At 71.2% G+C, this 6259-nt stretch carries 8 protein-coding genes; 5 read left to right on the top strand and 3 right to left on the bottom strand.

Translation table 11 applies throughout. The features are described 5' to 3' along the window. On the top strand, positions 1 to 340 hold a 340-nt coding region (locus tag GTW43_RS23280), incomplete at its 5' end, for an ABC transporter permease (RefSeq protein WP_161303968.1). Further along, positions 337 to 1017, top strand: coding sequence for an ABC transporter ATP-binding protein (locus GTW43_RS23285; protein WP_161303970.1), 681 nt, complete (start codon positions 337 to 339; stop codon positions 1015 to 1017). The genes GTW43_RS23280 and GTW43_RS23285, both read left to right, overlap by 4 nt. Positions 1018 to 1033: 16 nt before the next feature. Here GTW43_RS23285 and GTW43_RS23290 read toward each other — a convergent pair whose 3' ends face one another. Both GTW43_RS23290 and GTW43_RS23295 read right to left on the bottom strand, forming a co-directional pair. Next, positions 1034 to 1450, bottom strand: coding sequence for a Dabb family protein (locus GTW43_RS23290; RefSeq protein WP_161303972.1), 417 nt, complete (start codon positions 1448 to 1450; stop codon positions 1034 to 1036). Next, positions 1447 to 2079 carry a TetR/AcrR family transcriptional regulator gene (locus tag GTW43_RS23295; RefSeq protein WP_161303973.1) on the bottom strand — a complete coding sequence of 211 codons (633 nt, stop codon included), beginning with the start codon at positions 2077 to 2079 and terminating at the stop codon, positions 1447 to 1449. The genes GTW43_RS23290 and GTW43_RS23295 overlap by 4 nt, the downstream gene beginning before the upstream one ends. Positions 2080 to 2281: 202 nt before the next feature. Here GTW43_RS23295 and GTW43_RS23300 point away from each other — a divergent pair, with 202 nt between their 5' ends. Continuing rightward, the gene (locus GTW43_RS23300; RefSeq protein WP_161303975.1) at positions 2282 to 3538 is read left to right on the top strand and encodes an NAD(P)/FAD-dependent oxidoreductase; all 1257 of its coding nucleotides are present in this window, start codon (positions 2282 to 2284) and stop codon (positions 3536 to 3538) included. A gap of 137 nt (positions 3539 to 3675) precedes the next feature. Further along, the gene (locus GTW43_RS23305) at positions 3676 to 4239 is read left to right on the top strand and encodes a DUF4383 domain-containing protein (protein WP_161303976.1); all 564 of its coding nucleotides are present in this window, start codon (positions 3676 to 3678) and stop codon (positions 4237 to 4239) included. A gap of 90 nt (positions 4240 to 4329) precedes the next feature. On the opposite strand, the gene GTW43_RS23310 is transcribed toward GTW43_RS23305, so the two are convergent. Then, on the bottom strand, positions 4330 to 4947 hold the full coding sequence (locus GTW43_RS23310; protein WP_161303978.1) for a sigma-70 family RNA polymerase sigma factor: 618 nt from the start codon (positions 4945 to 4947) through the stop codon (positions 4330 to 4332). A gap of 248 nt (positions 4948 to 5195) precedes the next feature. Here GTW43_RS23310 and GTW43_RS23315 point away from each other — a divergent pair, with 248 nt between their 5' ends. Continuing rightward, positions 5196 to 6233: a cobalamin B12-binding domain-containing protein gene (locus GTW43_RS23315; RefSeq protein WP_161303979.1), complete on the top strand. Its 1038-nt coding sequence runs from the start codon at positions 5196 to 5198 to the stop codon at positions 6231 to 6233. Positions 6234 to 6259 lie beyond the last annotated feature (26 nt).

Below are 6259 nucleotides of genomic sequence, written 5' to 3' on the forward strand. Positions count from 1 at the left end.
TTCCGCGCTGGTCATCGGCGCCTTCTTCACCGTGTGGACCATCCAGCGCAGCGGAGACGTCGCCGTGCTCAAGGCACTGGGCGCCTCCACGGCCCGCCTCCTCAAGGACGCGCTCGGCCAGGCCGTCGTCCTCCTCGTCGGCGGCACCCTGCTCGGCACCGGGATCGCCGCAGCTCTCGGAGCGCTCGTCTCCGGCAGCGCGGTGCCCTTCCTCCTGACGCCCGCCACGGTCCTGTTCCCGGCCGCGGTGATGATCCTCCTCGGCGCCCTCGGGGCCGGCCTGTCCATCCGCCGCATCACCTCCGTAGACCCGCTGACCGCCCTGGGGAGCGCCCGATGAGCCTCAACCTGACCGACATCACCCTCACCTACCCCGACGGCGACACCCGCCTGACCGCCCTCGACCACGTCTCCCTGGACGTGCCCAAGGGCAGCCTCGCCGCCGTGATCGGCCCCTCCGGCAGCGGAAAGTCCAGCCTGCTGGCCGTCGCCGCGACGCTCATCACCCCCGACACTGGCACCGTGACCATCGACGGGACTGCGACCACCGGGCTCGGCCGGGGTGAACTCACCGACCTGCGCCGCCACAAGATCGGCATCGTGTTCCAGCAGCCCAATCTGCTGCCCTCCCTCACCGCCGCTGAGCAGCTCCAGGTCATGGCCCAGCTCGACGGCCGTTCACCCGCCAAGGCCCGGACGCGCGCCCTCGAGCTGCTGGACTCCGTCGGCCTGGCCGACCAGGCCGCCCGACGCCCTCACCAGCTGTCCGGCGGGCAGCGGCAGCGCGTCAACATCGCACGCGCCCTGATGAACAACCCCACCGTCCTGCTCGTCGACGAACCCACCAGCGCCCTCGATCACGAACGCGGCGCCGCGGTCATCGACCTCATCACCCGGCTCACGCACCAGCAGGCCACGGCGACGGTCCTCGTCACGCACGACCGTGCCCATCTCACCGCCGTCGACCAGACCGCCGAGGTCCACGACGGCCGCCTGCGCCACGCCGTCCAGCACTGAACAGCCCCACGGCCGCCTACGGGTTCGTGGGGGCCGGTGCGCTGCTGCCGGTGTAGGAGGGGAGGTCGGCCACCAGCTTGGTGAGGGCCGGATCGCCCGCGTAGCGCCGCGCGTGCAGGTCGGCGATCTTCCCGGCGATGTCGGGGTCGTCGCTGTCGGTGGTGTCGTACGAGACGAAGGACTCCACCAGGGGCAGCCCGATCCGGTCGGTGTGGGCGTGCGAGGGCGCCGCCAGGTACTCCCTGTACCCGTCGAGGTCCTCGAGGACGAAGACCGCGCTGTACTCGAACGCGCCGCCGATGTCCCGCCCGACGACGTACCGCACGACCGCGGGGATGGCCTCGCCCTGATGACGCAGGGCGGCAAGGGCCTCCTCGCGCTGCTCGGGGGTGGCGGAGGCCCTGAAGGTGAGGCGGTTGTGGTGATAGATCACGTCTTCTCCTCGATGGTCTGCGGGTGTCCTGCGGAGGGTGCGGCGGGAGACGACCAGTAGCCGAGCAGCGCTGTCACCGCCTGACGCGTCAGGCGCAGCGCGCGGTCGAAGCCGATGTCCTCGATCGATCCGATGGACGCGAGGCCGAGCAGCGTGCCCCACAGGAGGTCGCAGGCGTCCTCGACACTGCCGGGATCGGCTGACGTCTCCTCGGCCCAGGCGCTGATCAACTCCCTGGTGAAGGCGATCACTTCGGCGGCTGCGGCGCGGCGGGCGGTGGCATCGACGTCCGCGCCCGGCGCGCCGGACATGAGCTGGTGCAGGCCCGGTCGGGTCCGGGCGAACTCCACGTAGGCGGCCGACGCCAGGTACGGGCCCTGGGCCACCGGCCCACCGGCCGCCGCGTGCCGCATCCGCTCGGCCAGTTCGCCGTTGCCCTGTTCCAGCAGCGTGCGCAGGACGGAATCCTTGCTGGGGAAGTGCTGGTAGATCACCGGCGCGCTGTAGTCGATCTCGGCAGCGATCCGCCGGATCGTCACGGCCCGCCAGCCTTCGGCCTCCCCCATCCGGTGGGCGGTCTCCAGGATCTCGGCGCGAGTGCGCCGCCGTACGTCTTCTCGTCTCCCCACGGCGCGTTCCTTACGTCGTTAGTAAATCTAACACCGTTAGCTTCTGGCATGTCCGAGGGCCTGTCAATCCGGTCGCGCATCTTTTGCCGCGGAGGCCCATCCGAATCCGCGTCCACGGCGAAGTACCTGTGAGAGGACGCGGCGCAGAGCGGCGGCCGCTGCACGCACGTGCCGCCGCCGCGCAGACCGAAGGAGGAGTCGCATGATCACCGCGAAGGGTGTCAGGGACGTCGTGGTCGTCGGGGCGGGTCTCGCGGGGCTTGCCTGCGCGAGCGATCTGGCCGAGGCCGGACTCGACGTGTGCGTTCTCGAGGCCGGGGACGAGGTCGGCGGCAGGATGAGGACCGACCGGATCGACGGCTTCGTCGTGGACCGGGGATTCCAGGTGTGCAACACGTCGTACCCCCAGGTCCGCCGGCGCCTCGACCTGAAGGGCCTGAGGCTGCGGCCCTTCACTCCCGGCGTGCTGGTGCACAGCCCCTCCGGCCCGGTCCGGTTCGCCGACCCGACGCGTGCACCGCGCACGCTCCCCGGTCTCCTGCGAAGCGAGTCCGTCGGCCTGCGGGATCTTGCCGCCCTGAGCGCTCTGTCCGCCCGGGACCTGCTGCTGCCCGCGCGGACGATCACACGACGCTCCCCCCGCGGCGACACCACCGTACGTACGGCCCTCGCGCACGCCGGCCTCTCGGAAGAATGCGTGGAGACTCTCTTCCGCCCCTTCCTGTCAGGCGTCTTCCTGGAGGACGGACTGGAGACGTCCGCACGGGTGTTCCACCTTGTGTGGCGTTCCATGCTGCGCGGCACGCTGTGCCTTCCCACGCACGGAGTCGGCCGCGTACCCAGGACGCTCGCCGCGACCCTGCCGGACAGGTCCGTGCGACGTGACACCCCGGTCGCCGGACTCTCCGACAACGGGGTGCTCACGACATCGGGTGCGGAGATCCCCGCCCGTGCGGTCGTCGTCGCCACCGGCCCCGGGGCGGTCCGCGGGCTCCTCCCCGAAGTGCCCGTCCCTGCTTACCGCGTCGTCACCACGTACCACCACGTCGCTCCCCGTTCGCCGCTCGGCGAGCCGGTCCTGCTGGTCGACACCGCGCGCCGCTTCCTGAACACGTGTGTCCTCACCGACGTGGTCCCCGAGTACGCCCCTGCGGGGCACGCGCTCGTGGCGACATCCGTGCTCGGCACCGACCGACGAGACCGCGAGAAGCAGGTGCGGCAGGCACTCGCCGACGTGTACCGGACGGACGTGACGGCCTGGGACCTGCTGGCCGTCCGTACGGTCACCGACGCGCTCCCCTCCATGCCCCCGGGACACACCCTGTCCCGCACCTCGCGAGTGGGCCCGGGGCGATACGTGTGCGGGGACCACCGGGCGACCGGATCCGTCCAGGGCGCCCTGGCCTCCGGTGCTCGCGCGGCTCGCGAGGTGGTGGTGGACCTTGCCGCCCGGGCGTGATGAACCCGCGCGGACGTGCAACCGTACGCCCGCGTGATCAGAAGTAGGGAGTGAAGGGGAGCGGCCGTGCTCCCTGAGGACCTGAAGGCCTGAAGGCCTGAAGGCGTGAGGAGCAACACCGGAAGAGGGTGATCATCATGAGACTGAGTGACGAGTTTCCCGTGGATCATCGGCTGGCCCAGGTGTATCGCTACGGGGCCGGGCTGTGCGGAGTCATTCTGCTGGTGTTCGGCTGCCTCGGCTTCGCCGACGCGCTCAGCCCGTTCGGAACCGACGGCGACACGATCGCCGGGATGTCGACCAACGGGGCACTGAGTGTGCTGTCGGTGGTCGTGGCGGTCATCCTGATCGCCGGTGCCGTGATCGGGGGGAACGTCGCGTCGACGGTCAACATGGTGGTGGGAGGCCTGTTCGTGATCAGCGGCTTCTACCACGTCTTCGTGCTCGACCGTCCCGGGAACTTCCTCGACTTCGGGATGACCAACGTGGTCTTCAGCTTCCTCATGGGGCTGCTCATCGCCTGTTTCGGCATGTACGGCAGGGTGACGAGCCGGCTGCCGCACGACAACCCGTACTGGCGGCGCCGTCACCCCCGCGAGGCGGCCGCCGCCGCAGCACGCGCGTCGCGTCGTCCGGCCGTCGACGGGAACGCCCTCGTATCCGGTGCGTCGGGCCCGCTGTCACGTCCTCAGCCGAAGTGACCCGCATGCCGGGGGACTTCGCCGCCCCGGAGGACTCCGCCGTGCTGCATCCGAACACCCGGGTACGCCCGAAGGTGACCCAGCCGGGGTTCACGCCGCGTCGGACTCCTCGAGGCGCAGCCGCAGTCGGCTGAGTCCACGGCGGGAGTGGCTCTTCACGGTTCCGAGGGGCCACCCCGTGACATCTGCGATCTGGGTGTGTGTCAGATCGCCGTAGAAGGCGAGCTCGAGAACCCGGCGCTGCGGGGCGGGCAGCCGGGCCAGCTCATGATGGATGACGACACGGTCGATGACGCGGCGCGACATGGTGTCGGTGGGCGGCGCCGCGACGCTCAGGACCGCCTCCGCCGCGGCGGCGAGGGCGGTGCGGCGGGTACGCGCGGTGAGCGCGTCGGCGATCTTGCGGCGGGTGATGCCGACGATCCAGCCGGCCAGGGCGCCGCGCTCGGGTCGATACCCGCTCCGCCCGCGCCAGACGGCGAGGAAGACCTGCTGGGTGACATCCTCCGCTTCACGCACGTCGCCCAGCGAGCGGTACGCGAGGGTGTGTACCAGAGTGCTCCAGCGCTGATAGGCGGCTTGCAGGGAGCCTTCTTCCCCGTCCTGAAGACCGCGGGCCAGCTGATCGTCCGCGAAGGATTCCTCCACCGGGGCCTGGAGGCTCTGGAGGCGCTCTCCGTGGGTGAGGGGTGTGCTGTGGGCGCTCATGATCCTGTGGCCCTTCCTTCGTCGTGCCGATCAGGACCTCTTCACCGTGGATGACCACGTCCCGGGAATCCACGTGCATCGAATGTGCGTCGATTTGACCGACCGGCGGCCGGGGATCGGCGACCGCGGACTGAGGATCGAGGATTGGCGATGCCATGGCTCACGTGCCGGGGAACTGTGCAGGCGGAGCAGGCGGCACTCCCGCACGATGTCCATATGCGTCGATTCTGCCGCGATAGGCTGGCACCATGAGTGGATCCGCAGCCCGGGAGCCTGTGCCGAAGGCCGTCGGCCCGGTGCCGAGCGGGACGGACGACGCGGGCATCACCTCCGGGGACCTCGCGCGGCAGCTCGGGATCTCGCCCAGCACGCTGCGCTCCTGGGACCAGCGCTACCGGCTCGGTCCCGCCAGGCGTCAGGAGGGCCGTCACCGGCGATGGACGCCGCAGGACGTCGCCATGGTGCGTGAAATGTGCCGCCTCACGTCGGAGGGTGTTCCGCCGGCGGAGGCCGCGCGGATCGCCAGGAGGCGGGAGAGCGCCCCGGATGCGGCTGGGGTCCGTGCGGCGGCACCGGCGGCCGCGCAGCCCGACACGACCGCCTCCGAGGAGTCCGGGCTTCCACACGGCGCCGCGCGCCGCGAGTGCCGGGGCCTCGCCCGTGCGGCGGTCCGTCTCGACTCCGATGCACTGGATCGGCAACTGGAGGCCTTCGTCCGGCACCACGGCGTCGTGGCGGCGTGGGAGCGGCTGATGATGCCGACCCTGCACGCCGTGGGCCGGAAGTGGGAGACCGCCGGCGACCGCTATGTCGAGGTGGAACACCTGCTCTCCTGGCACGTCTCCACAGCGCTGCGAAGCGCTCCGCTGCTCCACGGGTCGCCGCCCATGCCCGGGCGCGACGGCTCGCCGGTCCTGCTGGCCTGCGTGCCCGGCGAGCAGCACACCCTGCCCCTCGAGGCGCTGCACGCTGCCCTTCGCCGCCTGGGCCACCCCGTGCGGATGCTCGGCGCGGCACTCCCCGCGGAGGCCCTGGTCGCGGCGGTACGGCGTACGGGACCGGATCATGTGGTCCTCTGGTCACAGACACGTTCTCAGGCCAACGTGCCGCTCGCGCTGTATCTCCAGCAGGAGGCGTGGGGTATCAAAGGCGCGCGTCGGCACACCACACTCGTCCTCGCCGGTCCCGGATGGCGGGGCGCGCGCCCCGCCGTGGCGGGCTCGCTCCAGCCGGCCGGTCTGCGCGAGGCGCTGGCGCTCCTCTCTCCTGGGGCTGCTCCGGTGTGACAGCCCGCCCCCGGCCGTGTCGCACA

It is taken from the genome of Streptomyces sp. SID5785, from assembly GCF_009870065.1.
Classification (GTDB): domain Bacteria; phylum Actinomycetota; class Actinomycetes; order Streptomycetales; family Streptomycetaceae; genus Streptomyces.

Excerpts from the sequence above, each read along its gene's own strand:
- GTW43_RS23305 (WP_161303976.1), top strand. The coding sequence starts at position 3,676 with ATGAGACTGAGTGACGAGTTTCCCGTGGATCATCGGCTGGCCCAGGTG.
- GTW43_RS23300 (WP_161303975.1), top strand. The coding sequence starts at position 2,282 with ATGATCACCGCGAAGGGTGTCAGGGACGTCGTGGTCGTCGGGGCGGGT.
- GTW43_RS23315 (WP_161303979.1), top strand. The coding sequence starts at position 5,196 with ATGAGTGGATCCGCAGCCCGGGAGCCTGTGCCGAAGGCCGTCGGCCCG.
- GTW43_RS23285 (WP_161303970.1), top strand. The coding sequence starts at position 337 with ATGAGCCTCAACCTGACCGACATCACCCTCACCTACCCCGACGGCGAC.
- GTW43_RS23310 (WP_161303978.1), bottom strand. The coding sequence starts at position 4,947 with ATGAGCGCCCACAGCACACCCCTCACCCACGGAGAGCGCCTCCAGAGC.